The organism is Massilia sp. CCM 8734, assembly GCF_011682155.1.
GTDB classification, from domain to species: domain Bacteria; phylum Pseudomonadota; class Gammaproteobacteria; order Burkholderiales; family Burkholderiaceae_D; genus Telluria_A; species Telluria_A rubra.
In genome coordinates this window covers 151831-177434 of the sequence record NZ_WHJI01000010.1, presented here as the reverse complement: position 1 = coordinate 177434, position 25604 = coordinate 151831, and the positions used below count along the sequence as shown (strand labels likewise).

Annotated in this window: 24 protein-coding genes; 9 read left to right on the top strand and 15 right to left on the bottom strand. The window is 67.1% G+C overall.

Going from position 1 to position 25604, the window contains the following annotated elements:
* Window positions 1–58 precede the first annotated feature (58 nt).
* On the top strand, window positions 59–2485 hold the full coding sequence (locus F2P46_RS12040; protein ID WP_166889338.1) for a hypothetical protein: 2427 nt from the start codon (window positions 59–61) through the stop codon (window positions 2483–2485).
* 18 nt (window positions 2486–2503) lie between these two features.
* Here F2P46_RS12040 and F2P46_RS12035 read toward each other — a convergent pair whose 3' ends face one another.
* The 3 genes from F2P46_RS12035 to F2P46_RS12025 are packed head-to-tail and all read right to left on the bottom strand — an operon-like array spanning window position 2504 to window position 6143.
* The gene (locus F2P46_RS12035) at window positions 2504–3619 is read right to left on the bottom strand and encodes a glycosyltransferase family 4 protein (protein WP_166889336.1); all 1116 of its coding nucleotides are present in this window, start codon (window positions 3617–3619) and stop codon (window positions 2504–2506) included.
* Window positions 3616–5841 (bottom strand): glycosyltransferase, encoded by a 2226-nt coding sequence (locus tag F2P46_RS12030; protein WP_166889334.1) that lies wholly within the window; start codon window positions 5839–5841, stop codon window positions 3616–3618. Before F2P46_RS12030 ends, F2P46_RS12035 begins: the two co-directional genes overlap by 4 nt.
* The gene (locus tag F2P46_RS12025; RefSeq protein WP_166889331.1) at window positions 5838–6143 is read right to left on the bottom strand and encodes a hypothetical protein; all 306 of its coding nucleotides are present in this window, start codon (window positions 6141–6143) and stop codon (window positions 5838–5840) included. Before F2P46_RS12025 ends, F2P46_RS12030 begins: the two co-directional genes overlap by 4 nt.
* A 123-nt stretch (window positions 6144–6266) precedes the next feature.
* Here F2P46_RS12025 and F2P46_RS12020 point away from each other — a divergent pair, with 123 nt between their 5' ends.
* Window positions 6267–6854 carry a TetR/AcrR family transcriptional regulator gene (locus F2P46_RS12020; RefSeq protein ID WP_166889328.1) on the top strand — a complete coding sequence of 196 codons (588 nt, stop codon included), beginning with the start codon at window positions 6267–6269 and terminating at the stop codon, window positions 6852–6854.
* Window positions 6855–6862: 8 nt separating this feature from the next.
* Window positions 6863–7657: a type I methionyl aminopeptidase gene (map, locus tag F2P46_RS12015; RefSeq protein ID WP_166889325.1), complete on the top strand. Its 795-nt coding sequence runs from the start codon at window positions 6863–6865 to the stop codon at window positions 7655–7657.
* 95 nt (window positions 7658–7752) lie between these two features.
* Here the strand turns inward: map and F2P46_RS12010 are convergent, their stop codons facing one another.
* A complete protein-coding gene (locus F2P46_RS12010) occupies window positions 7753–9048 on the bottom strand; it encodes an endo-1,4-beta-xylanase (protein ID WP_208296592.1) in 1296 nt (431 codons plus the stop codon).
* A 331-nt stretch (window positions 9049–9379) separates the two neighbouring features.
* Here F2P46_RS12010 and gbpA point away from each other — a divergent pair, with 331 nt between their 5' ends.
* The gene (gene gbpA, locus F2P46_RS12005; protein ID WP_166889322.1) at window positions 9380–10795 is read left to right on the top strand and encodes an N-acetylglucosamine-binding protein GbpA; all 1416 of its coding nucleotides are present in this window, start codon (window positions 9380–9382) and stop codon (window positions 10793–10795) included.
* Between the two features lie 3 nt (window positions 10796–10798).
* Here the strand turns inward: gbpA and F2P46_RS12000 are convergent, their stop codons facing one another.
* The 4 genes from F2P46_RS12000 to F2P46_RS11985 form a co-directional block, all read right to left on the bottom strand.
* Window positions 10799–11356: a DUF2939 domain-containing protein gene (locus F2P46_RS12000; protein ID WP_166889319.1), complete on the bottom strand. Its 558-nt coding sequence runs from the start codon at window positions 11354–11356 to the stop codon at window positions 10799–10801.
* 75 nt (window positions 11357–11431) lie between these two features.
* Window positions 11432–11881, bottom strand: a complete 450-nt coding sequence (locus F2P46_RS11995; protein ID WP_166889316.1) for a hypothetical protein — start codon at window positions 11879–11881, stop codon at window positions 11432–11434.
* A gap of 8 nt (window positions 11882–11889) precedes the next feature.
* Window positions 11890–13116, bottom strand: a complete 1227-nt coding sequence (locus F2P46_RS11990; RefSeq protein ID WP_166889313.1) for a sensor histidine kinase — start codon at window positions 13114–13116, stop codon at window positions 11890–11892.
* Window positions 13106–14461, bottom strand: coding sequence for a sigma-54 dependent transcriptional regulator (locus tag F2P46_RS11985; protein ID WP_166889310.1), 1356 nt, complete (start codon window positions 14459–14461; stop codon window positions 13106–13108). Before F2P46_RS11985 ends, F2P46_RS11990 begins: the two co-directional genes overlap by 11 nt.
* 204 nt (window positions 14462–14665) lie before the next feature.
* Between F2P46_RS11985 and F2P46_RS11980 the strand changes: the two genes are divergently transcribed.
* The 3 genes from F2P46_RS11980 to F2P46_RS11970 all read left to right on the top strand — a co-directional run bounded on the left by F2P46_RS11980 (window position 14666) and on the right by F2P46_RS11970 (window position 19164).
* Window positions 14666–15958 carry an efflux RND transporter periplasmic adaptor subunit gene (locus F2P46_RS11980; RefSeq protein ID WP_229509236.1) on the top strand — a complete coding sequence of 431 codons (1293 nt, stop codon included), beginning with the start codon at window positions 14666–14668 and terminating at the stop codon, window positions 15956–15958.
* Window positions 15959–16028: 70 nt separating this feature from the next.
* The gene (locus tag F2P46_RS11975; protein WP_166889453.1) at window positions 16029–16709 is read left to right on the top strand and encodes an ABC transporter ATP-binding protein; all 681 of its coding nucleotides are present in this window, start codon (window positions 16029–16031) and stop codon (window positions 16707–16709) included.
* A gap of 16 nt (window positions 16710–16725) precedes the next feature.
* Complete coding sequence (locus F2P46_RS11970) at window positions 16726–19164, top strand: FtsX-like permease family protein (protein WP_229509235.1); 2439 nt, start codon at window positions 16726–16728, stop codon at window positions 19162–19164.
* Between the two features lie 13 nt (window positions 19165–19177).
* Here the strand turns inward: F2P46_RS11970 and F2P46_RS11965 are convergent, their stop codons facing one another.
* Together F2P46_RS11965 and F2P46_RS11960 are read right to left on the bottom strand one after the other, a co-directional pair.
* Complete coding sequence (locus F2P46_RS11965; RefSeq protein ID WP_166889307.1) at window positions 19178–19624, bottom strand: DUF3592 domain-containing protein; 447 nt, start codon at window positions 19622–19624, stop codon at window positions 19178–19180.
* 38 nt (window positions 19625–19662) lie between these two features.
* Window positions 19663–20199 (bottom strand): GNAT family N-acetyltransferase, encoded by a 537-nt coding sequence (locus F2P46_RS11960; RefSeq protein WP_166889304.1) that lies wholly within the window; start codon window positions 20197–20199, stop codon window positions 19663–19665.
* A 175-nt stretch (window positions 20200–20374) separates the two neighbouring features.
* Here F2P46_RS11960 and F2P46_RS11955 point away from each other — a divergent pair, with 175 nt between their 5' ends.
* Window positions 20375–21016, top strand: coding sequence for a DUF2238 domain-containing protein (locus tag F2P46_RS11955; protein ID WP_208296591.1), 642 nt, complete (start codon window positions 20375–20377; stop codon window positions 21014–21016).
* On the opposite strand, the gene F2P46_RS11950 is transcribed toward F2P46_RS11955, so the two are convergent.
* From F2P46_RS11950 to F2P46_RS11940, 3 genes are all read right to left on the bottom strand, one after another.
* The gene (locus F2P46_RS11950; protein ID WP_166889302.1) at window positions 21013–21252 is read right to left on the bottom strand and encodes a hypothetical protein; all 240 of its coding nucleotides are present in this window, start codon (window positions 21250–21252) and stop codon (window positions 21013–21015) included. The genes F2P46_RS11955 and F2P46_RS11950 overlap by 4 nt on opposite strands.
* Before the next feature lie 18 nt (window positions 21253–21270).
* Window positions 21271–22551 carry an arsenic transporter gene (locus tag F2P46_RS11945; RefSeq protein WP_166889299.1) on the bottom strand — a complete coding sequence of 427 codons (1281 nt, stop codon included), beginning with the start codon at window positions 22549–22551 and terminating at the stop codon, window positions 21271–21273.
* A 107-nt stretch (window positions 22552–22658) separates the two neighbouring features.
* A complete protein-coding gene (locus F2P46_RS11940) occupies window positions 22659–23138 on the bottom strand; it encodes an arsenate reductase ArsC (RefSeq protein ID WP_166889296.1) in 480 nt (159 codons plus the stop codon).
* A 205-nt stretch (window positions 23139–23343) separates the two neighbouring features.
* Here F2P46_RS11940 and F2P46_RS11935 point away from each other — a divergent pair, with 205 nt between their 5' ends.
* Window positions 23344–24081, top strand: a complete 738-nt coding sequence (locus F2P46_RS11935; RefSeq protein WP_166889293.1) for a DNA-binding protein — start codon at window positions 23344–23346, stop codon at window positions 24079–24081.
* 107 nt (window positions 24082–24188) lie between these two features.
* Here F2P46_RS11935 and F2P46_RS11930 read toward each other — a convergent pair whose 3' ends face one another.
* Window positions 24189–24692: a DUF2199 domain-containing protein gene (locus tag F2P46_RS11930; protein WP_166889290.1), complete on the bottom strand. Its 504-nt coding sequence runs from the start codon at window positions 24690–24692 to the stop codon at window positions 24189–24191.
* A 78-nt stretch (window positions 24693–24770) separates the two neighbouring features.
* On the bottom strand, window positions 24771–25535 hold the full coding sequence (locus tag F2P46_RS11925; protein ID WP_166889287.1) for an SDR family oxidoreductase: 765 nt from the start codon (window positions 25533–25535) through the stop codon (window positions 24771–24773).
* Window positions 25536–25604 lie beyond the last annotated feature (69 nt).

Here is a 25604-nt window from a genome sequence, read left to right as displayed (position 1 = left end):
TTCCCAGCGCACACGCGCTTGCTACGCTCATGGCTCCTCAAATTTCCCCTGGAACGCCATGATCGAGCATCACGACACCGCCAGTACCACCGTCACGCCGGCGCCGCTCCCCGCGCTCAATTCGTTTACGCGCGCGGCGTTCCGCTGGGGCGGCGTGATGCTGCCGCTGATCGTGCTCGGGATGCTGTTCGCCTCTATGTACATGGCGCAGATGACACTCTCGGGCAGCTTCACCATCCACCTGTTCCTGATCGCCAGCATGGCGCTGGCCAACGCCATGCTGGTGCGCGCCATGCGGCGCGGCCAGGGCGTTCTGTCGCGTCCACTGGCGCTGCTGCACGCCGTGACTACCGGAGCGAGCGCCGCCTACGCCTTGCTGTTGCTGCCGCTCACCCTGGCCGGGGTGGCCAGCCTGGCCTGTCACGGGCGCGCTGTTCCCCTGCTCGCGTCGCTGGCGCCGCTGGCGGCGCTAAGCGCGACACTGGCCGCGCGGCGCCTGCACGACCAGCGCGCGCGACTCAGTGGCGGCGCGCCGCTGCCCCGCGCCTGGCCCGCCGTGCTGCTGGCGCTGGCGCTCATCGGCGCGCTGGAGCTGCCGTCCGTCATCACCCGGGTCGGCATGCGCATGGCGGCCGGCCCGGCGCCTGCCACCAGCGCCAACGGGATACGCCTGCTACGCTATCTCGGCATCGAACGCATCATCCTGCGCAGGTGCTATGACGAGCACAGGGAATCGGCCGACCTGGCCGCCATCGTGCTCGGCATGGACGGCGCGACCAGCATGGAGGACGCGCGCGCGATTTACTACCGCCTCACCGGCGCCCCGTTCAGCGCCATGCCGCATCCGGTCGGCAGCGCCTGGCGCCCATGGAAAATCTACGACAGAGAGCGGCACAGCGCGGTGGTGGGCGGGCGCGTGGCCAAGCTGCGTCTGACCGCGTCGCGCATCGACGGCACCATCGACGCCAGGGCGGCGCTCGGCTCGCTGGAGTGGACCATGCTGTTTCACAACGACGCCGAACATGTCAGCGAAGCGCGCGCGCGCATCATCGTGCCGGCCGGCGCGGTGGTGACCCGCGTGACGCTATGGGACGACGTCGGAGAGCACACCTTGCCCGCCGCCGGCGGTGCCACGGCGCGCGAGGCGGAATTTGCCGAGCCCGACGTCCGGCGCGCCCCTGTGATGGTGAGCACGGCGGGCAGGGACCGCATCTTGCTCAATCTGCCCAATGTGCCGGGCGAAGGCGAGCTGACGGTGCGCATCGCCATGAGCGTTCCGCTGGTGCTCAATGAACCCGCTCTGGGCTATCTGCAACTGCCCTCGTTCAGCGAGCACAATGTCGGGATCGCCCCGACCTTGCGCCACGCGGTGACGGTGCAGTCGGACAGCGCGCTGCGCGGCGCCCCCGGCATGCGCGAGCAAGCCGGCGACCCGCTGGCGTTCGCGGTGCGCGGCGAATTCGCCGAGCCGCTGCCGGGCATGGGCGCGGCCATCATCGGCGCCTTGCGCACGCCGGCCGAGACGCATGCGTGGAGCCCCGACCCGAGCACGCCGGGCGGCGCGATCGTGCAAGTCATCGGCCAGCAAGCGGCGCGCATCCCGCGCCGGGTGGCGCTGGTGATCGACGGCTCGGCCGCGCTGGCGGCGCAACGGGAACAGCTGGCGCGCGCCGCCACCTCCTTTCCCGGCAACGTGGAACTGGGCGTGATCGTGGCCGGCGGCCAGGCCCCGCAAGTGTTCTTGCACGATACCTCCGATTCGCTGGCCAGCGTGCGCCACCTGCAGGACATCGCCTTCGAAGGAGGCCACGACAACAGCGCGGCGCTGTTGATGGCGTGGGAATGGGTGGCTGCCAGCAGCGACGGCGCGGTGGTGTGGATCCATGGCCCGCAGCCGCTCATGCCCGGTTCGGCCGATGCGCTGCTGCAGCACTACCGCCAGCGGCCAACGCAGGTGCGCATGTACAGCCTGGAAGCGGTGACCGGTCCCAACGTCCTGTGGGAGCAGATGGATGGCATCGCATCGCTGGCGAGCGTGCCGCGCATCGCATCGCTGCACGACGACCTGGTGCGCCTGCTTACAGGCTGGAGGCCGGCGGCGCAGCAGGTCGTGGTCGAGCGCGGCCGCGCCAGCGCGGCGCAGCCGGCGCGGGAACAGGCGTCGGCGCATCTAACGCTCCTGTGGGCGGGCGAGCGCGCCGCGCCGCTGCGCGAGCTCGACGCGCAGGCCACGCCGGCGCAAGCCAAGGAACTGCAGGGCCTCGACGAGCTTCTGACCGACTCGACGGGCGCGCCGCCGCCCGCGTTGAACGCGCAAGCGGAGAAGGCGAAGGAGGCGGAGAAGGCCGAGGAAATGACGCCGTCAGACGAGGACAGTGCGATTTCGGTAGGGGCAACCTGGCTGATGCTGGCGATCGCGCTGGCCGTGCTGGGCTGGCGCCTGCGCTTTCATCGGCGTACGCCGTATCCGGCCTCGCCCGAGTGATCCGGGCGATAGCGAAGCTCAGGGTTCCAGCACGCCGTTGACCAGGTCGGCCACCAACGCGGTAAGGCGATGCCGTGCGCGCGCCGGCGCGAAGGTGTGCGCGTAGCGCCAGGCCTGGGCGGCGAAGTGGGCAAAGCCGTCCTGGCGCCACGCCGGCGAGCCGGCCAGCGCCAGCTCGGCGCCGATGGCCTGCGCCAGCAGCGCGACGTCGCCGGTCGGCACCAGGCGCGCCAGGCCGCCGGCGATGGCCGGCGTGTTCGAATTGTCGTAGCAAACCACGCGGCAGCCGGCCGACAGCGCTTCGACGATCGGCACGCAAAAGCCTTCGTGGTAGGTGGGCAGGACGAACACATCGCCGTCAAACAGCAGGCGCTGTTTGACGGCGTCCGGCGCATCGCCGTGCAGGCGCAGCGACACGCGCGCACCGTACAGGCGCGGCCACGCGTCGGCCGCGCTGCGCACTTGCTCGACCAGCGCCGGATCGGAAAAGCCCAGGTTGGCCACCAGGTCGAGCGCAATGCGCGCGCCGCTGTCGGCCCGCAGGCAGCGCGCCACGGCGTCGAGCAGGTCGGCCACGCCTTTCGAACGCACCAGGCGGCCGATGAAGACCAGCCGCAGCACGCCGTCCGCATGCCCCGGCTTGGCGGCGCAGGGCTGCGCCTGGCCATGCACGGCCAGCGGCAGCACGCTGGCCGGCGTGGTCACGCGGGCCGCGCGCAGCACCGCGAGGTTGCTGGCGCTGTCGCAGGCCACATGGTCGGCGAACATCATGTTGCCCATCTGCGCGAACGACTTGTCGATGGTGGCGTGATGCTCGGCGCCGACGAACTGCTTGGGCGTGATGTTATGGAACACCACCAGGCGCCGCACCCGCTCCGGCACCAGCAGGATCAGGTCGAACAGCGGATAGAAAATCCCGAAATGGAAAATGACGGCGTCGCTGGCCTGGAAATGCGTATCGATCATGATGTCGGTCGCGTCGCGCACCAGCCGGTGCGGCACGGCGTGCTCGCAGGCGTAGGTGAACAGCACGACTTCGTGACCGGCTTCCAGCAACGACCCAATGTTGTCGGCGATGGCGTTCGAGATGGCGTCGTTGCGCACGCAGATGCCGTGGATGACCGAGATTTTCATGCCGGCGCCTTTGCAAAACGGGTCAGCGCAATATCGTACAGGGGCAGGCTGTCCTTCGCCATGCGGCGCGAGATGAATTTGTCTTCGAACAGCGCGCGCCCGGCGCGGCCCATGCGCTCGCGCAGCTCGGGCGAGGCGGCCAGCCGGTCGATGGCGCCGGCCAGCGCGGCGCTGTCGCCGGGCGCGACCAGCAAGCCATTGACGCCGTCGCTGACCACTTCGGGCATGCCGCCGGCGGCGCAGCCGATCACCGGGCGCGCCTCGCGCATGGCTTCGACGAACACCAGTCCGAACGACTCGTAGCGGCTGGGCGCGACAAACATGTCGCAGTCGCGGTAGGCGGCGCGCAGGGTGGCGTCGTCGACGCGGCCTTCGAAACTCACGCGCTCGCCCCAGCGGGCCAGCTGGCCGCCCTGGCGGCAGTGTTCCTTGTAGCTGATCTGCGCGCCCGACATGAGCAGCGTATCGTCGCCGATGATGCGAAAGCGCACCCGCGGATGCTGCGCCAGCACCGGGTCGATCGCCGCCAGCAGCACGTCGATGCCCTTGCGCGCTTCCAGGCGGCCGACGAACAGCACGGTGACCCCGTCATCGGCACGTGCGGCCGGCTGCGTCGCCGCTGGCGCCACGTCGGGCATCCCCAGCGGCACCAGGCGCAGGCTGGCGTCGTCGAAGCGGAAATCGTAAGCTTGCTCGATGTCGCGCCGGATCGCGGCGCTGTTGGCGCGGATCGCCTGCGAACGCTGCATGAGTTCTTTTTCGAGCGCCAGCATGGGCGTGCCGAAACGCGCCATCCAGGCCGGGTCGTCGCGCAGCTCGGCGCGCCCCTGTAGCGAAAAATGCAGGGTCGTATGCAGGCTGGTGACCAGCGGCCAGCGCCCGTCGAGCAAAAAGGCCGCGCCTTCGGCGTCCCAGATGGGCGCTTCGACCAGGTCGAGCGGGCGCCGGCTGGCGATGCGGCGCGCCTCCATCAGCGCGGTCGCGCACCAGTTCCAGATCTCTTGCGGGATGGCGCGCTCAAACGCCTCGTACGGGCGCGCGTACTGGCCCAGCGCGACCCGGTGCACCCACACGCCACCCACCAGTTCGACCCGGCTGTGGGTGGCGCTTTCGGCGATCACGTGCACCTGGTGGCCTTCGGCGGCCAGCGCTTCGGCCAGGTCGCGGCTGAAGGTGGCGATGCCGCCGCGGTGATTCGGCGGGTAGTCGCGCGAGACCAGCGCCAGCGTCAGCGCCTGCGCATGGCCGATGGTGGCGAACGGCAGGAACTCGCCCTGCCAGCGCGCGCGCTTGGCGGCGTCGATGCCGCCGGCCACCGGCGCCAGGCCGTGCCGCGTGCCGATTTCCCAGGCGCGCGCGCATTCGTCCTCGAAGCGGGCGCGCCGTTCTTCGGTGGCGCTGCCGTTGGCGATCAGGAAGTCGAGGTGGCGCCGGTGCGAGTCGGCCTTGTCGCGGTTATGGGCTTCGATGCGCTCGCGCGTGTCGTAGGCCAAGCCATGCTTGAGCGAGAAATAGATGGTGTTCTTGAGGATCGGGTAGATCGCGCGCGGCAGCTGGGCCGAATCGCGCACGCCGTTGGGCGCGGTCTTGTGGTGCACGTAGGCGTGCGCCAGTTGCCTGAGCAGGTAGCCGGCGTCGACCAGGCGGCAGCAGACGTCGGTCTCGTCGAGAAAATATTCGATCTCCTCGTCGAAGCCGCCCACTTCCAGCAGGGCCGAGCGCCGGAACGAGGCGTTGGTCCCCTGCAGGTAGGGGAACTGGCGCGAGCCCGGAAAACACAGTTGCGGCGTGTCCGTGCGGTGGCTGATGTCGACGTCGCCGGCCCGGTTGGCGCTGGCGTAGTGGTACTGGAAGGTGTAGCCGCTGCTGTCGAGCACACGCCCGCCGGCGCCGCCGACGCCAGCGTCGTCGTAGGCGGCGGCCAGTTGGGTGAGCCACTCGGGTTCAGGAATGGCGTCGTCGTCGATGAACGCGACCACGTCGCCGGCCGCCATGCAGATGCCGATATTGCGCGACACCGACAGGTTCGGGACCGGGCAACGCGCGCTGCGGATGCGCGGCAGCCAGGCGGCGATCACCTGTTCGGAATGGTCGGCCGAGGGACCGTTGACGACAATGACTTCGAACTGCCCGGCGTAGCGCAGGCGGCACAGGCTCTCGAGCGTTTCCTGCAGCAGGTCGGCGCGGTCGAGGGTGTTGATCACGATCGAAAAGGTGATCATGAATGCAGCCCGGCCTCCAGCTGGTCGATGCGCTCGCGCAGCTCCGCCAGTTCGCGCGCCATCATGCGCAGGGCGACCGGGGTCGATTCGACCAGGTTGCCGGGGTCGCGCTCGGCGGCCAGCACGCGGGCATTCAAGTCGGCAATGTTCTTGAGCAGCATCGGCAGCTGTTCGCGCGCAAAGGCGTCGCGCCGCTCGTTTTCGTAGGGCAGGCGCGACACGGCCACGGCGATCCGGATCAAGCGTCCCAGCACGGGCAATCCCGCCATGCTGCGCACAACACGTTTGATCAGCATTTTCATCGGGAGCGACCTATTAACCTGTACAAGACTGCGGATTTTGCGGGCTCATTAAATATCTGTCAATAGTGCTCCCGTTGAAAGGGGCCGCTTGACGAACCCAAATAGAATCTATATTCTATTTGAATGGTCAGACTAGCTAAATACAACGCACACACCTTCATCGACGGCGCCATCTGCATTGCCGCCGCCTGCGGCATCGGCTCGGTGTCGATGTCGGCCATCGCCGTCAAGGCCGGCGCGCCGATCGGATCGGTGTATCACCGCTTCGATTCGCGCAGCACCTTGCTGGCGCATGCCTGGCTGACGGTCAAGGCCGATTTCCGCGAACAGGTGGCGCGCCACTGGGATGAAGAAGACACCTGGATACCGGTGGCGGCGCTGCTCGACTGGTGCCGCAGCAAGCCGGTGTACGCGCGCTTCCTGCTGCAGTACGAAGACTGTCCCGACCTCGGTGCGCCGCTCTCGCCGGAACTCTCCGGGCTGCTCGAAGTGGAGCAGGCCCGCCTGGACGCCTGTTTCGAGCGCTGCCTGCTGCGCCGCCGCGCCGACGGCGACGATGCGGCGCACACCTTGCGCTTCATGCTGATCGACGCCCCGATCGCCATCGTCAAACCCTACCTGGCCCAAAACAAGGCGATTCCCGCCACGCTCGACGCGATCCTGCGCGCCTCGCACGACGCCGTCGATGCGCTGGCCGCCTCACCTCACTGAGAAACCCCATGCGCTACTCCACACAAAAAGAACACGGCAAACCGATTCCGCTGTACGACGAGGCGGGCTTCGAAGCCATGCGCGCGGCAGGCCGGGTGGCCGCCGACACGCTCGACTTCATCGCGCCGCACGTGCGGGCCGGCGTATCGACCGCCACGCTCGACGCCATGTGCGAAGAATTCATGCGCGCCGCCGGCAGCATTCCGGGCACGATCGACTACCACGGCTACAAGCACGCCAGCTGCATTTCGGTGAACCACGTGGTCACGCACGGTATTCCGTCGGACAAAAAAATCCTGCGCGAGGGCGATATCGTCAACATCGACGTCACGCCCAAGCTCAATGGCTGGTTCGGCGACACCAGCCGCACCTTCGAAGTGGGCGCGGTATCGATCCTGCACAAGCGCCTGGTCAGTTCGGCCTACGAGGCGATGATGACGGGCGTGCGCACGGTGCGTCCCGGCGCCACCCTGGGCGACGTCGGCTCGGCCATCGATACCTATATCAAGGCGCAGGGTTATTCGTCGGTGCGCGATTTTTGCGGCCACGGCATCGGCCAGGTGTTCCACGATGCGCCGCAGGTAACGCACTACGGCCGCCCCGGCACCGGCATCGTGCTCGAACCGGGCATGATCTTCACCATCGAACCGATGGTCAACGTCGGCACCCACCAGGTGACGGTGTTGCCCGACAAATGGACCACCGTCACCAAGGACCGCAAGTGGTCGGCCCAGTTCGAGCACTCGGTGGCGGTGACCGACAGCGGCGTCGAGATCTTCACCCTGTCGGCGGCCGAACGCTAAAGGCTGGCAAAAGCGCCGCATCGGCATGCGGCGCCGTTAATACCACATTTTCAGGCCTAAAAAATTGGTATGCATAGCACAGCACCACTTGGTGCTCAAATGCAGGGTTTGCCCGACAATCCGTCGGCCACGCCGCGCAAGGCCGGCTTTTGCCGATAGGCGCCGTCGAACAGCAGCGGCCAGTCGGCGTGGGCGTTTTTGAACAGGTCGCTGATCAGCCAACTGCTGGGATCGCTCACACCCCACACCGTCACGCCGCCGCGCAGCCTGGCCGGTACCGTGTCCATATACGCCTTGACGACTTCGCAGTAGCGCTTCTTCTGCGCCTGCGCCAGCGCCGGCGTCAGTTCGCGCTTGATGTCGCCGGCCTGGTAAGGTGGGCTGAACGGATTATTGATCGGGATATCGAGTTCGGTGATTTTCACCTTCAGGTTGCGGTCCACGGCCTGCTTGAAGGCCGCCGAGATGGTGCTCACCGACGGATAATCCATATAGATGTGCATCTGGAAGCCGACCCCGGTGATCGGCACCGAACGCGCCTTGAAACCATCGAGCATGCCGGTCAGGGTGCGCAGCTTGGCAGCGTCGGCCTCGATGTTGTAATCGTTGTAGTACAGGTCGGCCTTCTGGTCGACCGCGCGCGCATTGATGAAGGCCTGCTCGATGTAGTCGGCGCCGGTCTTCTGGTAAAACAGCGAATTGCGGTAGCCGCCGCCATCATTGATCGCTTCGTTGACCACATCCCAGCTCGCGACCTTGCCCGAAAAATGCGTGGCAATCGTTTGCACGTGGGTCTTGAGCATGGCCAGCCACGCCGCCTTGTCGCCCTGGTAGTTTTTCATGAACGCCGGCACCTGATAATCCGAATGCCAGATCAGGGCGTGCGCGTGCAGGGTTTTGCCATTGTCCTTGGCGAATTTGACAAAGTCGTCGGCCTGGGTGAAGTTGTAGGTATCGCGGTCCGGATGCAGATAACTCATCTTCATGATATTGCCGGCCGTGAGCTGGCTGAAATGGGTCTTGATGACAGCCTGCTGCGCCGGGCTGTTGGTGTAGCTGAAGGCTTCATTGCCGTAGGCGAGCGACACGCCGACCGGGAACTTGGCCAGCTTGCTCAATTTGCTCACCTCGGCGCCGCTGGTTTTTTCGGACCAGCCGGAGTCGGAACCGGTCATGGCGTCGTCCATCTGGTTCGCCAAGGCGGGCGCAGGCGCGTCACCAGGGACGTCCGCAGGCGCGCCGATCGCGGCGACGGCTTCGGCGGCGGCCGGTGGCGCCGGCGTGGCGGCGGGCGCGCCCGGGTCGGCGTCGCCGCCGCAAGCGGAGACGCAAGCGGAGACGCAAGCGGATACAAGCAGGCAAACACTGAAAGTGGCAGAAAAGAATCGCATCGGGTCTCCGGAATGGTTTTTGTCAGTTGCAACATTGAATGCAAGGAATCGTGAAAACGTTTTCATTAGCAAATGTATAACTTTTGCTTTTTTGGATTGTGCGGTAAACACACTCCCAAGTCAACCGGCCGGCGCACCGGGATTACCCTTGCAACATAAGCTTCCATCACGCACTGGTATTGCTTACAGGGGCAATTTTGAAAACCAGTTGACGACCAATTTCACGACCATCATCCTGACGCTTTTTGAACTGCAAGCGAGCGCGCGACTTCGGCCAGCCCGGCTCCCTGCGTGCTGACCGATGTCGTCCCGCCCCAAAAGGTAAATCACCATGAAAACACTCACCACCATCGCCGGCGCCTGCGCGCTGTTGTGCAGCGCCAGCGCCATCGCGCACGGCTACATCACCCAGCCGGAGTCGCGCAACCTGCTGTGCAAACAAGGCGGCAACAGCGCGTGCGGCGCCATTCAATGGGAACCGCAAAGCCTCGAAGCGCCTTCCGGTTTTCCGGCGCAGGGACCGGCGGACGGCGTCATCGCCTCGGCCGCGCTGGCGCAGTTCGGCGAACTCAATGAACAGACCAACAGCCGCTGGACCAAGCGCCCCATGACGGCCGGCGCCAACGTCTTCAAGTGGCAGTTCACGGCCAACCACGCCACCCGCAACTGGCGCTACTACATCACCAAAAGCGGCTGGAATCCGAACCAGAAGCTCACCCGCGCCTCGTTCGACCTGACCCCGTTCTGCGTCATCGACGGCGGCAACCGCCAGCCGCCGGCGCAGGTCAGCCACAACTGCACGGTACCCGCGCGCAGCGGCTACCAGGTAATCCTGGGCGTGTGGGAAATCGGCGATACCCCGAACAGTTTTTACAATATGGTCGATGTGCTGTTCAAGGATGGCCCGCCGTTGCCGGTGCCGGAATGGACCCAGCGCGGCGCGATCTATCCATCGGTCGACCTGGCCGTGGGCGACAGCGTGGCCACGCGCGTGTTCGACGCGGCCGGCGAAAAGCCGGAGCTGCAAACCAAGGTCACCATCAACAGCGCCAGCGACGGCCTGCGCAACAACTGGGCCTACCTGCTGGCCACGCGCGTGAACGCCGAACAGCCCTTGCTGCATGCGGGCCAACTAGGCCAGGACGGCAAGATCACGCCGGTGTACGGGCAGAACACGGTGTATGCAAAAACGAGCAGCGCGCTGACCCGGGTCGAAGTGCAGATCAACAAGGACCAGACCCCACCGCCGGCGGAATTTACCGTGAGCGACCTGCGCGCCTCGTATGCGATCAAGGGCGGTGAATTGACGATCAACTTTGGCGTCAGCGCCAATGCCGACATGGATGTCAGCGCCTATGTGTACGACCAGGCCGGCGTGTCGAAAGGCTTCGCCACGGCGCCGCTGAACAACAACAGCGCGGCGCTGGCGCTGAACCTGAACGCGCCCAAGGCGGGTGCGCACCAGCTGGTGCTCAAAGCGGTGGTCAAGGACGGCGGCGCGGTGCTGCAGAAGACCTTCCCGCTGACGCTGACGGAAGACGGCGGCAACGCGGCTTACGAGCACGTGTTCCCGGCGTCGCTGGCGACCTACAAGGCCGGCACCCGCGTGCTGCAGCCGAAGAACGGCAAGGTCTACACCTGCAAGCCGTTCCCGTACAGCGGCTGGTGCTCGCAGTGGACGGCGGCGTCGACCCATTACGAGCCGGGCGTGGGCGCGAACTGGCAGGACGCCTGGATCGCCCCGTAATCGCTAGTTCCGCGTGGCGGGAGTGGGCGGCAGGAGCACGTCCGCCAGCTTCCACGATGCGAAGCCGTGCCGTTCCATCACCAGCGACAGGCCGCGATCGGTCTCGAGGTGCAGGATGTACTTGTCGAAGCCGATGCGCTCCGACGTGTACTTCGGATCGGGTTTGGCAGCGTCGTCCTTGTCCGCACTGTCGCGGCGCGGCTCGATCGAGCCGCGCTGCATCGCGCCCATGACGAATTCGGGAGTGACCATGGCGTCGACCATCTTGTCGGCGAAGGCCATGCCCAGCATCTTGCCGAAATCCGCGCCGACCTTGGCGGCATCGTCGCCGCCGGCGCTGTGGCGCGGCTTGACCTGCTCGTTCATGGCCGCGCTCAGCTGCGCCTTGACGCTCGCACGCAGGCGCGGGTAATCGACGCGGGCGTTGAAGCCTTCGGCGTTGCGCTCATGGGCCGCCGTACGCAGCTGATGCAGCGCGATCACGGGGGAGTAGTACCAGTACGCGGCGCCGGCGCTGAGGCACAGCGCGGCGATGCCAAGTTTGAGGTGAGTAGCCTTCACGATTTCCTTCTGTGGGTTGACGCGTGCCGATCGCACACGCCGGATTCTACACGGGGCCGTCTACGCAGCACGGCATCAGGATAACCAGATGTTCGCCGTGCACTCGAGGGCATTGGCGAGCGGGTCGTAGCGGTAGTGCGAACCACGTCCCCACAAGCCTCCCAAGATGTAATGCAGGACAATCAGATCGGTGCCTGCGATCGGTGCAAAGCCGGCCAGGCCGATGGGATGCCGCCCGGTGTTGCTGAAGATGCCGCGCGGCGGCGTACCCCACGCCCAATGAATCCCCGATTGCACCGTCATGAAACGGACGTATTCCTGCGGGTCGCGTCTTTCCACGCCATGGTCATTGAGCAGCCATGCGTTCATCACAGGGGAAGGGTAGGTGTAGTCGTCCGTCGCCACAGCCAGCGTCACAGGCCCATGCTCGGCGATCCAGACGCTGGGCGGACGCGATTCTTCACGGATTTGCTTCCAGACTTGCAGTAGCTCGCCCAGGCATGCCTGGCGGTGCGGATCGTTCATATCGACAGTCAAAAGGTGATGATAAAGCGCGCGCCGCCGCCGATCGACCTGGCGTACCGCACCGCGCCGCCATTGCGGTGAACCAGCTGGCGCACCATGGCCAGGCCGATGCCGCTGCCTTTGCTTTTGGTGGAAAAGAAGGGCGTGAAGATATCGGCGATGACGTCGTCCGGCACGCCGGGGCCGTTGTCGCACACGTCAATGCGCAAGCGTCCTCCGCGCGCCAGTTTCGCGCTCACGGTGACCTGCGGCGCCTTGCCCGGCGCGCTCGCTTCGGCCGCGTTCTGCAGCAGGTTCACCAGCGCTTGCTCCAGCTGGCCCGGATCGGCCATCAATTCGAGCGATCCTGGCTCCACCCGAAAATCGGCGCTGCCGCCGCGCGCCTGCCAGGCCGGGGCGATCAGGGCCGACAGCCGCGCGAACATCTCCTGCACCACCACCCGCTGCGGCGCCGCTGGCGGCACGCTGGCGAGCGCCCGGTAGCCGCTGACGAAATGGGTCAGACTGGCGGCGCGGCGGCCGATGGCGTCGAGCGCGAGCGCCAGGTCGTCCGCCACATCGACCGGCAGGATGGCGCGCACGCCCTGCACCATGTCGCGCGCGCTGTGCGAGAGCGATGCCACCGGCGTGAGCGAATTCATGATCTCGTGCGTCAACACGTGCACCAGTCTTTGCCAGGCCTGCATGGCCTCGGCCGCGAGCTCGTTTTCCATCGGCGTGAGCGCCACCAGCCGTTGCGGCTTGCCTTCCACGCTCAAGACGCTGGCGGTGGCCAGGGCGCGCTCGACGCCTTGCTCGGTGTCGACATCGATCATGCCGCGTCGGCCCGGCACAAGGCCGGCCAGGGTGCGCCGCAGGGCATCGAGGTCGCTCGCGCGGCCGGGCGCCAGCAGGCGGCGCGCATTGGCGTTGAGCGGCTCGGCGCCGCAGGTGCCGCCGGCGCTGTCGACGCGGAACAGGGCGATCGGCGCATGTTCGAGCTGCGATTCGAGCGCCAGCACGCGCGCGGCGAGCAGTATCTGGTCGTGCGGCAGGCCGACCGGCACTTCCAGCGGCGCCACCGCTTGCGCCGACAGGCCGTGGCCGATCATGGCCACGGCCACCAGCGCCGCGAGCGCGCTGGCCGCCGTCGCAAGCGAGAACACCGCTCCATGCGCGCCGGCGCTGACGGCGGCCGCGCCGAGCAGCGCCGTGCCGGCCCAGGCCACGCGGCGCGCGGCGGCGTCAGAGGCCATGCTTGCTGCGCTTGCGGTACAGGGCGGCGCGGCTGATCCCGAGCAGGATGGCGGCATGGGTGATGTTGCCGCGCGCCTGCGCCATGGCGGCGCCCACCGCGTCGCGCTCAAGGGTGTCCAGGGCCAGCATGTCGGCGCCCGCGGCGCGCACAGGCGCAACGATGGCCGGCGCGCCGCCGTGCAGGCCGAAATCGGCCAGGCCGTAGGCACCTGGCTGGCCCAGGATCACCGCGCGCTCGCAGGCGTGGCGCAGCGCGCGCACATTGCCGGGCCAGTGGTGCGCGCACAAGGCGTCGAACGCCTCGGGCGCAATGGTGCCTGGCGCCTTGCCATACAGCTCCCGGTAATGCGCCAGGTAGTGGCGCAGCAGGGCCGGAATATCGTCGCGCCGCTCGCGCAGCGGCGGCACGCGCAGCACGATGGTATTAAGGCGGAACAGCAGGTCGGGCCGGAACACCTGGGCGTCATACAGCCTGGCCTCATCGAGATTGGTGGCGCTGACGATGCGCACGTCGATCGCTTGCGGGCGGTCGGCCCCGAGCGGCGTGACTTCGCGCCGTTCCAGCGCCGTCAGCAGCTTCGATTGCGCGGCCAGCGGCAGGTTGCCGATTTCGTCCAAGAACAGGGTGCCGCCGGACGCCGCCTGGAAGCGCCCCGCGCGGTCGCTGCGGGCGTCGGTGAAGGAACCCTTGCGGTGGCCGAACAACTCGCTCTCGAGCGTCGCTTCGGGCAAGCTGCCCATGTCGACGGCGAGGAACTGGCCGGCGGCGCGGCGCGAGGCCAAATGGATCGCGCGCGCGGCCAGCTCCTTGCCGACGCCATTTTCGCCCAGCACCATGACGTTCGCCTGGGTCGGGCCGACGCTGGCGATCAGGGCGCGCAACTGGCGCATCGGCAGCGAGTCGCCCATCAGCGGATCGTTGGCGGCGGCCGGCGCGGCCGGTGCAGCCGGCATGGCGCGTTGCGCCAGCGCGCCTTCCACGACCGCGAGCAGGCGCGCGTTATCCCAAGGCTTGGTCAAAAAATCGCTGGCGCCGCGCTTCATCGCCTCGACCGCCAGGGCCACGTCGGCGTACGCGGTCATGACGATGACCAGCGGCGGGTCGGGCAGGGCGCGCAACTGGTCGAGCAGCGCCAGGCCCTCGGCGCCGTCGGTGCGGCCGGGCGTGAAATTGAAGTCGAGCAGCACCACGTCGGGCACGCCGCCCAGCAGGTGGCGCGCCAGCTGGCGCGGATCGGCAAGGGTGGCCACTTTGCCCGCGCAGCGGCGCAACACCAACTGCGCCGCATAGGCCACGTCGGCGTCGTCGTCAAGGATCAGGATGCGGGAGGGGTTGTCGGCCATGGCGGGGAGGGTGGAAGCAGGTGCGCCGATTCTAGCAGCAGCATGCCGGCGCCACCAATCAAAACGGGCCGGGTGTCCGGAAGCGCACACCTGCGCTGTGCGCTTTCGCACGAATGCGGCCAAACACGCGGCCATCGCCCCGTGCTGCGCGCATGGCACGGATGTTGCGATCAGTTCCCGCATTACTTCGCAACCCGAGCCGCCATGATTGTTCCGATCGCCCCAGCACCAGAGCGCAGCAGCGGCGCCGCCATGGACCAGCCGTTGCGGCAGCGGCGCGGCAGGCGCGTGCTGCTTGGTGCGGCCATCGTGCTGGCGCTGGCGCTTGGTGCGGCGGCCCTGTGGCAGCAGATCCCGCGCGGCTTGCAGGTGGCGCGCGCCGACGCCCGTATCGCCACCGTGGCGCGCGGCGTGTTCCGCGACGACGTGGCCCTGCGCGCCACGGCCGCGCCGCTGCACTCGGTGATGCTCGACGCGGTCGAATCGGGCCGCGTGGAAGAAGTCTTCGCGCGCGACGGCGCACCAGTCAGGCAAGGCGAGGTACTGTTCCGGCTGTCGAACCCGCAGCGCCGGCTGGACCTGCTGGCGCGCGAGGCCGAACACGCGCAGCAGATTTCGAACCTGACCAACCTGCGCATCGCGCTCGAAGCGAGCCGCATGGAGCGCGAGCGGCGCGGCGCCGAGCTGGCGTTCGCATTGACCCTGGCCGAAAAACAGCACGCGCGCAACGCGGCGCTGGCGCAGAAGGGCTTCGTGTCGCCCAACGCGCTGGAGGATTCGCTGGACCGCGTGGCGCAGCAGCGCCGCCTGTACCAGAGCGACAACGCCGGCTACAAAACCGAGGCCGCCACCCAGCGCGACGCGGTGCGCCAGATGGAGCAGGCCATCGGCCGCCTGGAAGCGGGCCTGCAACTGGTCAACGCGACCATCGACGCGCTGGCGGTGCGCGCGCCGGTGTCCGGGCGCCTGACCGATTTTCATTTGCAGGTCGGCGAGACCGTCAAGCCCGACCAGCACCTGGGCCGCATCGACGACGTGGACCAGTTCAAGCTGTCGGCCCAGGTGGACGAGTATTACCTGAACCGGGTGGCCGTGGGCCGCCAGGGCACGGCCACCATCAACGGCCGCGCGCATGCGTTGACGGTGAGCCGGATCTACCCGCAGATCAAGGACGGCCGCTTTACCGTGGAGCTGGCGTTCGCCAATGGCCAGCCCGAGACGCTCAATCCGGGCCAGGCGGCGGAAGTGCTGGTGACCCTGGGCGGCGCCAGCGAGGCGCTGCTGCTGCCGAACGACGCCTACCTCAACGACAGCGGCGGCGTGGCGGTGTATGTGCTGGACAAGGATGGCAAGACGGCCGAGCGGCGCGCGCTGCGCAGCGGGCGCCGCAACAACAGCCAGGTCGAGGTGCTGGCGGGCCTGGCGGGCGGCGAGCGGGTGATCGTGTCGTCGTACGCGGCCTACGGCAAGGCGGCGCGGCTGCAGTTCACGGAGTAGACTTTTTTTCATAATGGATCGACGCGGAGATGACACAATGAACAACCCCACACCACACCGGAAGGACGGCATGCTCAAGCTACTTAACGTCAGCAAAACGTTCCAGGGCGGCGACGTGCGCACCACGGCGCTCGACCGCATCACGCTCGATATCGACGCCGGCGAATACGTGTCCATCACCGGGCCGTCCGGCTGCGGCAAGTCGACCCTGCTGTCGGTGCTGGGATTGCTCGACACGCCCGACAGCGGCGAGTACTGGTTCGACGGCCAGAACGTGGCCGGCTGGCGCGAAGCGCAACTGAACGGCCTGCGGCGCGGGCGCGTCGGCTTCATCTTCCAGAGCTTTAACCTGATCGAAGAATTGTCGGTGGCCGAGAACGTGGAACTGGCGCTGGAGTACATGAACGTGCCGGCCAGGGAGCGGCGCGAACGGGTCGGGGCGATGCTCGACAAGCTGGGCGTGGCGCACCGCGCCAAACACCGGCCGTCGCAATTGTCGGGCGGGCAGCAGCAGCGGGTGGCGATTGCGCGCGCGCTGGTGGCCAACCCGGCGATGTTGCTGGCCGATGAACCGACCGGCAACCTCGATACCGCGCATGGCGATGAGGTCATGCGCCTGCTGCGCCAGATTAACGCCGAAGGCACCACCATCGTGATGGTGACGCACTCGCCGGCGCACGCGGCGCAGGCATCGCGCACCTTGCGCCTGCTCGACGGGCGCATCCTGGTCGACGCACTGCAAGCGGCGTGAGGGAGCGATGATGATCATGAGGGATTTTCGTATCGGCTGGCGCACCTTGCTGCAGGACCCGGCGTATTCGCTGGTCGTCATCGCCGGGCTGGGGGTGGGCTTTGCGGCCGCCCTTCTGCTGCTCGGCTTCGTGCGCTATTCGTGGCAGTACAACGCCGACGTGCCGGACGCCGACCACGTCTACATCGTCAAGCAGCGCTTCAACGTCGACCCCAAGGCGCCGTGGTTCGACCAGGCGCCGATGCTGCTGCGCCTGGCGGCGGCCAGGGCGCCCGGCGTGGTGGCGTCGACCGCGTACATTCCGACCCGGCCGCGCGTGATGGGGCTCACCGCAAGCATCAACGGCCAGTTGCACGGGATGGACGGGTTGACGGTGATGCCGGGCTTCGCCGATATCCTGGGCCTGCGCGCGCTGCGCGGGAACCTCAAGATGGCGCTGGAGCAGCCGGAAGGCTTTGTCATCACCGAAGAAGCGGCGCTGCGCCACTTCGGCAGCGGCGACATCGTCGGGCGCACCATGCTGGTCGAGGGCAAGCTGCTGCGCGCCGGCGCGGTGCTGCGCACGCCTGGCGCGAACACCACCATCCCGTTCGAGGTGCTGGTGGGCGTGCAGTCGGTGCTGGCCGAGGCGCCGGTGAAAGAGGAGATGATGACCGGTAAAGCCGGCTGGTGGGGCAAGGTGCTGGTGCGGGTCGATCCCGCCGCATCGGTGCCGGCCTTGACCGCCTCGCTGCAGCAGTCCGTCGACCGCTCACCGGCGGTGCAGGACGTGCCGCCCGAAACCAGACAGCGGCTGGGCACGAGAAGGGTGATGGATGTGGCGCTGCTGTCGCTGCGCGACGCCTATTTTGACCGCGACGTGGGCCAGAACGAGATCAGCGCGGTCGGCAACCGCGGCAGCCGCGTGGTGATCGCCGCGCTGGGCGCGATGGCGGCGCTGATCTTGGCCATGGCCGCCATGAATTACGTCAACCTGGCGGCGGTGCGCGTGCTGCGCCGCCAGCGCGAGGTGGCGATCCGCAAGGTGCTGGGCGCGGGCATGCGCCAGCTCGTGCTGCAACTGCTGGCCGAGTCGATGCTGGTGGCGCTGCTGGCGACCGGGCTCGGACTGCTGCTGGCGTGGCTGGCGCTGCCGCTGTTCGCGCAGCTGGTCGACCGCAAGCTCGATGGCATGCTGTCCATCGCCAATATCGGCGCGGCGCTGGCGCTGGGCCTGGCGCTGGGCGCGCTGACGGCGGCGTATCCGGCGTGGATCGCGCTGCGCGTGCGCCCGGGCGCGGTGCTGGCCGGGCGCGGCGACAGCGAGTCGGTGCGCGGCATGCAAGTGCGGCGCGTGCTGACGGTGGTGCAGGTGGCCGCGGCGATGGGCCTGGCCGGCGTCACCTTGGCCATTGCATGGCAAACCGCGTTCGCCATGCGCGTCTCGCCGGGCTTCGATCCGGCGCCGCTGATGATTGTCGACCTGCCCGAGACGGTGCGCGACAGCGCGCGGGCGCGCAGCTTCATCGCGGCCCTGTCGGCCCAGCCGGGCGTGGCCGGCACGGCGGTGTCGGAAGACGCGGTCGGGCGCCACCAGGTGTCGTGGCTGCGCGACCTCAAGCGCCCCGGCGGGATCAGCGCATCGATGGAAATGAAGTCGGTCAGCGCCGCATTTTTCGAGCAGTATCGGATTGCGCCGCGCGCGGGACGGCTGTTTTCGGCGCGCATCGACAAGGAAGACGATCCGGTGCCGCTGGTGCTCAACGCCATCGCCGCGCGCGAGCTCGGGTTTGCCACGCCCGAAGCGGCGCTGGGACAGACGCTGTTGTTTACCGGCTTCGATAACAAGACCCTCGAGAAGCGCGTGGTGGGCATTGCGCCGGAGCTGCGCTTCCAGTCGCTGCGCGAAACGCCGCATGCGATGGCCTACGAATTATGGACCGCCGGGATGACGCTCTCGGTGCGCGCCACGGGCGATCTGGCGCCGGTCGAGGCGGCGGTGCGGACCTTGTGGCCAAGGTATTTTCCGGACGCGATGATCAAGACGCACCGGGCCGACGCGATCCTGGCGCTCAATTACGCGGAAGATGCGCGGGTGGCCAGGATACTGGCGATTGCAACCGCCATCGCGCTGGCGATTGCGGCCTTCGGCACCTATGTGCTGTCGGCGCACACGGTGCAGCGGCGCTCGAAAGAGATCGTGCTGCGCAAACTGCACGGGGCGCGCCGGACCGCCATCGGCCTGCTGGTGGTGCGCGAGATCGGCGCCTTGACGCTGGTGGCGGCGACGATCGGCTTGCCGCTGGCGGGGCTGGCGATCAACAGCTACCTGGCGACCTATGTGGAGCACGCTCCGGTCGGCTACTGGACCTTGCTGTTCGCACTGGCGTCGACCGTGGCTGTAGCCTTGGCGGCGGTGACGCGCCATGCGTGGCTGGCGATGCGCATGCTGCCATCGGACGCGCTGCGGTTGTAGCGGCGAGCTTCACTCAGTAATAGAAAAACAGGTATCTGAATCCGGTAAACAGCGCCATGCCGACGCAAATGCCGAGCACCAGGAGCACGGTCGGATGCACGTTCGGCACCAGCACCGCTTCCTCGGGCCGATCGGGGCAGTAGTGCGCCTTGATGCCCAGGCCGGGTGGGTAGGTCGCCAACATCGACTCCGGGGTTGGCTGCCATCGGTCATCGAACGGGCCACTGAAGCCGATCCGGGTGCTGACGTACTTGCTGCCGTCGACGGTGTACTCGTAGGAGACGACGAAATCGTAGCCCTTGCCGTTTTGCCGCCTTTGCGCCGTCGAGGTGAGGATCACGGCGTCGGCGGTGGGCCAGGCACGGGCGCGCCGGCTTTCGCGCAGGCGCACGATGAACAGGCCGGTGGCGCCGGCCGCGAACAGCAGTGAGACGATGGCGGCGCTCTGTGGATTGAACATCGTGTTTCTTTCATGAGTGGGAAGGGCTGGCCGCCATCTTACAGTGTCGCGCGGCGTGGACCGGCGGCGGCTGTGGTGACCTCGCGCCGCATGTGGATGGTGTCGTAGAACACGCCATCGACGCACAGCGCGCGCGGCTCCTGGCCGAACACCCGAAATCCCATGGAGGCATACAGCGCCAGGGCGGCCCCGTTGCCGGCGGTGATGGCCAGCGTCACCTGGCGCATGCCGGGCATGGCGTCGGCGAAGGCCAGCGCGTGCGCCAGCAACTGGCGGCCGACGCCCTTGTTGCGCCAGGCCGGGGCCACCACCATGCCGCCCACGAAGCCCTTGTGACGCAGCTTGGCCGCACCCTCGCGCCCCACGCCGACGACGCCGACCAGCGCATCGCCATCGAAGGCGCCGAAGCGGTTGCGCGCGGAGTCCGGCGCCATGTGCGCTTCGATGGTCGACAGCGGCGTGTCGCACTCGTCCTCGTAACTGGAACTGAAGGCGGTCGGGCATTCGCGCAGGGCGGCCAGGCGCAGCGACTGGTACGCGGGTGCATCGGCGGGTGTGAGGCGGCGCAGGAGCATGGGCAGGTCGGTCAGTTGAATCGAGTGACAATCATAACCCGGCGGTCGTGGCGTGGCCGCTGGCATCCTGATGTGATCAAGAAAATATTCTTGATGGACAATAGCGACGCATCGCATACCATAGCGACCGTAGCGAAGCGCCGGCCAGGGGCTGGTTCTTGTTCAATTCTTTCTCATGTTTATGATCCCGTCCAAGCGCATCACCACCGTCATCATGCTGCTCATCTTCGCCGCCACCTGGATCAATCCGCCGTGGCCGATGGAACAGGCGCTGCACAGCTCGCTCACGGTGATCGGCTTTGCACTGCTGTGGAGGTTTTCCGCGCGCTGGGGTATCAGCGCGCGCGACTTCCTGCTCATTGCCGTGTTCCTGTCGGTACATTCGATCGCGGCGCGCTGGCTGTATTCGAACGTGCCCTACGATGCGTGGGGACGGGCGCTGTTTCACTTTTCCATCGACCAGCGCTTTGGATGGACCCGCAATCACGCCGACCGGCTGGTGCATTTCTTGTACGGCCTGTGCCTGACGCCGGCCGCCGTCGATTACCTGGCAACGCGGCGCCGGCTGTCGCGGCGGCTGGGATTCTATATTGCCGTCTCGACCGTGATGGTGACCAGCCTGTGGTACGAATGGTTCGAGTTCGCCATCGCGATGACCTTGTCCGATAACGACGCCGAGGCCTACAACGGCCAGCAGGGCGATATATGGGACGCGCACAAGGACATGTTGCTGGCCACCGTGGGCAGCCTGCTGTGGGCCTGGCCGGCCCTGCGCACGGCGGCGGCGCGGCCGGATGGTTCCTCACCGAACCATTAGTCTTCGTCGCGCAAACGCGCGCGGGCGGCCGCAAGCGCCTCCTGGTAGCTGCCCTGGAAGGCGCCGACGCTCGATTTTTCGAAGACGCAGCAAAGGTTCCAGAGTGCGCGCTGTTCCGCCTGGTCTTCGATGGTCAGCCGATCGGTGTCGCTGAAGCGTTGCAGGAACGCGAACAGCACCAGCGATTCATCGCTCGTCAGGGTCAGCGTGACGTGGCTCGGGTCGGATTCGTTCATGTTTTTCTCACAGCGGGTTCAAGACAGGCGCAGCGCCAGCGCTGCCAGGCTGAGCAGCAGCACCGGCAAGGTCAGCACGATGCCAACGCGGAAATAGTATACCCACGATATCCGGATATCCTTGCTTGCCAGGACATGCAACCACAGCAGGGTGGCCAGGCTGCCGATCGGGGTGATTTTCGGACCCAGGTCGCTGCCGATGATGTTGGCGTAGATCATCGCTTCGCGCACGGCGCCGCTGGCGTGGCCGGCATCGATGGCGAGCGCGCCGACCAGCACGGTCGGCATATTGTTCATGAGCGAGGACAGCAGCGCGCTGGCGAGGCCGGCGCCAAACGCCGCGCCCCACACGCCGTGGCTGGCGCACTGATCCAGGAACGCGGTCAGGTAGCCGGTCAGGCCGGCATTGCGCAGGCCGTACACCACCAGGTACATTCCGAGCGAAAACACAACCACCTGCCACGGCGCGCCGCGCAACACCGCGCGCGTGGCGATGCGCTGTCCGCGCGCGGCCACCAGCAGCAGCAGCAGCGCGCCGGCGCCGGCCACCGCGCTGACCGGCACGCCGAGGCGCTCAAGCCAGAAGAAGCCGGCCAGCAGCAGGCCCAGCACCCACCAGCCGGCGACAAAGGTGGCGCGGTCGTGGATGGCGTCGCCAGGATTCTTCAATTGCGCCAGGTCGTAATCGGACGGAATGTCCTTGCGGAAGAACCAGCACAGTACGCCCAGGGTCGCGCCCACCGACACCAGGTTGACCGGGACCATGACCGCGGCGTAGCGCGCGAAGCCGATGCCGAAGTAGTCGGCCGAGACAATGTTGACCAGGTTCGAGACCACCAGCGGCAGGCTGGCCGTGTCGGCCACGAAGCCGGCCGCCATGACATAGGCCAGCGTGGCGCGCGCCGAAAAGCGCAGTGCGCGCAGCATGGCGATGACGATCGGCGTGAGGATCAGCGCGGCACCGTCGTTGGCGAACAGGGCGGCCACGGCCGCGCCGAGCAGCACCAGCAGGATGAACAGGCGCCGGCCATGGCCTTTGCCCCAGCGCGCCACGTGCAGGGCGGCCCATTCGAAGAAGCCGGCTTTGTCCAGCAGCAGGCTGATGAGGATGACGGCGACGAAGGTGGCGGTGGCGTTCCAGACCATGTGCCAGACCACCGCGATATCGGCGACCTGGACCACGCCGGCCAGCAGGGCGGCGAGCGCACCGGCGGCGGCGCTCCAGCCGATGCCGAGGCCGCGCGGCTGCCAGATGACGAGGACCAGGGTGGCGAGGAAGATCAGGGAAGCGGCAAGCACGGCAATATCCTTGGCGGTGGTGCGGACAACAGGAAACCTGCCATCCTCAAGGGACGGAAAGTCAGGTCAAGTTCGGTTCAACGTGCGGCGCGGGCCGCACGCGGCGTTCAGGCGTTCAAGGCGCCGATGCGGTCGAGCTCGGCCTTGAAACGGACCGGGTCGTGTCGCAGCTGCGCCAGCGGCAAGCGCAAAAAGGCCTCGATGCGGGCCCGAATGATGGCGTAGGCCGCTTCGAAGGCGGCCTCGATCTGTTGGTCGGCGCCGCTGACGTGGCTGGGGTCGTCCACGCCCCAGTGGGTGCGCAGGACCGGGCCCAGGTAGGCCGGGCAGGCCTCGCCGGCGGCGCTGCCGCACACGGTGACGACGATGTCTGGCGTGACCGGCAAGTCATCCCACGATTTGCTGCTATAGCCTTCGGTGGAAATGCCCTTGCGCGCAAGCAGGGCGAGCGCGCGCGGATGCAGCTGCCCGGCCGGCTCGCTGCCGGCGCTGATGGCGCGCAGGCCCTCGGGCGCGAGGTGATTGAAGGTCGCTTCGCTCAGGATGGAGCGGCAGGAGTTGCCGGTGCAGAGAAACAGGATGTTCATGCCAGGTCCGATGTGGTTTGCTTGGGAATGAATGCGCAGGGCGCCGCTTCATTTCGATTTTACTGGAAACATCAAAACAATGGAAGTACTGGCGTGAATGTGGGTAATGCGCTACAAACAGAAGGGTGCGAGAAGGGTGCGCGTCGGATGAGACGGGCAGCGTATGATGTTAGCTATCGACAACGAGATCTTCACCGGAGACGCTATGGCACGTCAGGAAGTTACCTACGAGGAGGTTGCGGCGGCAGCCATCAGCTTGCAGGAAGACGGTACACGGGCCAGCATCGACGCGGTGCGCGCGGCGCTCGGCGCCGGTTCGCCCAACGTCATCCACCAGCATCTGCTCGAATGGCGCGCCAGCGAGGCCACGCCGCCGGCGCCGCCCTCGGCGGAGATTCCGCCATCGGTCGCCAGCGCGCTCGGCAACTGGGCGCAGCAGTTCGCGCACGAAGCCGGCGCCGGCGTGCGCGAGGCGCTGGCGCAGTCCGAGAGCGATATGGCGGACTTGCTGGCGTCGAGCCAGCAGCTCGAAGCCGAGCGCGACGAATTGCGCGCGCAGCTGACCGGCATGACGATCGCGCGCGACCAGGCGCTGGCCACGGTGACCGAGCGCGACGAAGATATCCAGCGCCTGACGATGGAGTTGCGCAACGCGCGCCTGGTGGCCACCGACGCCCTGGTCGGCAAGGCGAAGGATCAGCTGGCCATCGAAGGCAAGAACGAGCAGCTGGTGGACTTGCGCGCGCAGATCGAGCGCAACGTGGCGTCGCAGGCGACGGTGTCGGATGCGCGCCTGACTGCCGAGATGGAACTGATCGGCGCGGTGACCGCGCGCGACAATTTCGAGGCCGACATCAAGGAATTGCGCGCCCGCTTCGACGCTTCGAACGCCGAACGCAGCGCCTTGCGGGCCGAACTGGAAGTGCTGCGCTCCCGGCAGTAAGCGGCTAAGTAAGTGTGCAGAAATTATTGTGATTTTTAGCGAACAGAAGCGGATGTTTTGCAAGGCGCCGCTTATGGAAGCTGGAAATGACAAGAATGTATGCGCACTTACTGAGGGCCGTGCCTCATCAGGGTGAGGATGTCGGCCAGGCGCTCGCGGCTGATGCCGTCGCGCTGCTCGATGGCGAGCGGGTGGCCGTTCTGTTCGAGTTCGATGGACGGACGCGCAAATCCATCGCGCAGGCGTACCCTGGCTTTGAGATTGACGGTGGTCGGATACAGCGTCAGCTCGGTATCGAGCCAGCCGACGAACGGGCCGATATGCGATCGCTTCTCCAGGTCGAAGGAGTGTCCCCACTCCATGAAACTGGCCTCGCTCAGCGACACCCAGACGCCCCATATAAACGGTTCGGCATCCCCGTCGACCGGAATGTCGATGCAGCCCCTGACAAAATACGTCGTCTCGTCGATCACGCAATCGTCGCTACCCAATACGGCCCGCGCCGCGCGCTCGCTTTCGGGAATCTGCTCGTAGCTGAGCGGGGCGAGGGCGGCATAGCTGGGAATGCCTTCGTGAATCCCGCCACATGCGGTGCATTTATAGGAAAACATGCCGGAACGCGCCTTTCGATCGATGAAGTAGGCATTCATCTTGTCACGGCGCGCCCGCGTTGGCAATCCTGCAAGACCTTAAGTCCGGTTAATCGACACACCGCCATCGACGAGCAGGCTCGATCCGGTCGTGAAACTGGACGCGTCGGACGCCAGATACAGCGCCGAACGCGCGATTTCCTGCGGCTGCGCCAGGCGCTTGAGCACATACAGGCCTTCGACGAAAGCGCGCGCTTCGGGGGTGTTGACGACGGCGCGCCCCATCGGCGTATCGGTGCCGCCGGGCAGCAGCGCATTGGCGCGGATGCCCTGCGCGCCGTATTCGACGGCGATCACTTGCATCAGGCCGATCAGGCCGGCCTTGCTCGCCGCATACGCCCCCATGCCCGGAAAGCCGACCGTGTGGCCGACAAAGGTCGAAGTAAAAATGAGGGAGCCGCCCCCGCGCTTGAGCATGGCCGGAATCTGGTATTTGGCGCACAGGAAGGCGCTGCTCAGGTTGGTGGCCAGGATGGTGTTCCAGGCGCCGACGGACAACTCGGCCAGCGGCGTGCTCTCGCCCGTCATGCCGGCGTTGTTGAAGGCGATATCGAGTCCGCCGAAGCGGCCGACGGCGACCTCGACCAGGGCGCGCGCGGTGTCTTCGGCGCAGATATCGCCGGCAACCGCGATTGCCTGGCCGCCGCCGGCTTCAATCTCGGCGACCAGCGCGTTCAATTCGGCCTGGCGGCGCGCGCTCACGACCACCTGCGCGCCTTCACGCGCGAACAATTTGGCCGTTTCATAGCCGATGCCGGAACTGGCCCCGGTCACAATTGCCACTTTTCCTGATAATGCGTTCATTTGCCGATCCCTTTTTTGCTGGTTGTCATTCGGATTTCCAGCTTAGGGAAGGCGGTGGTGGCGATCTAT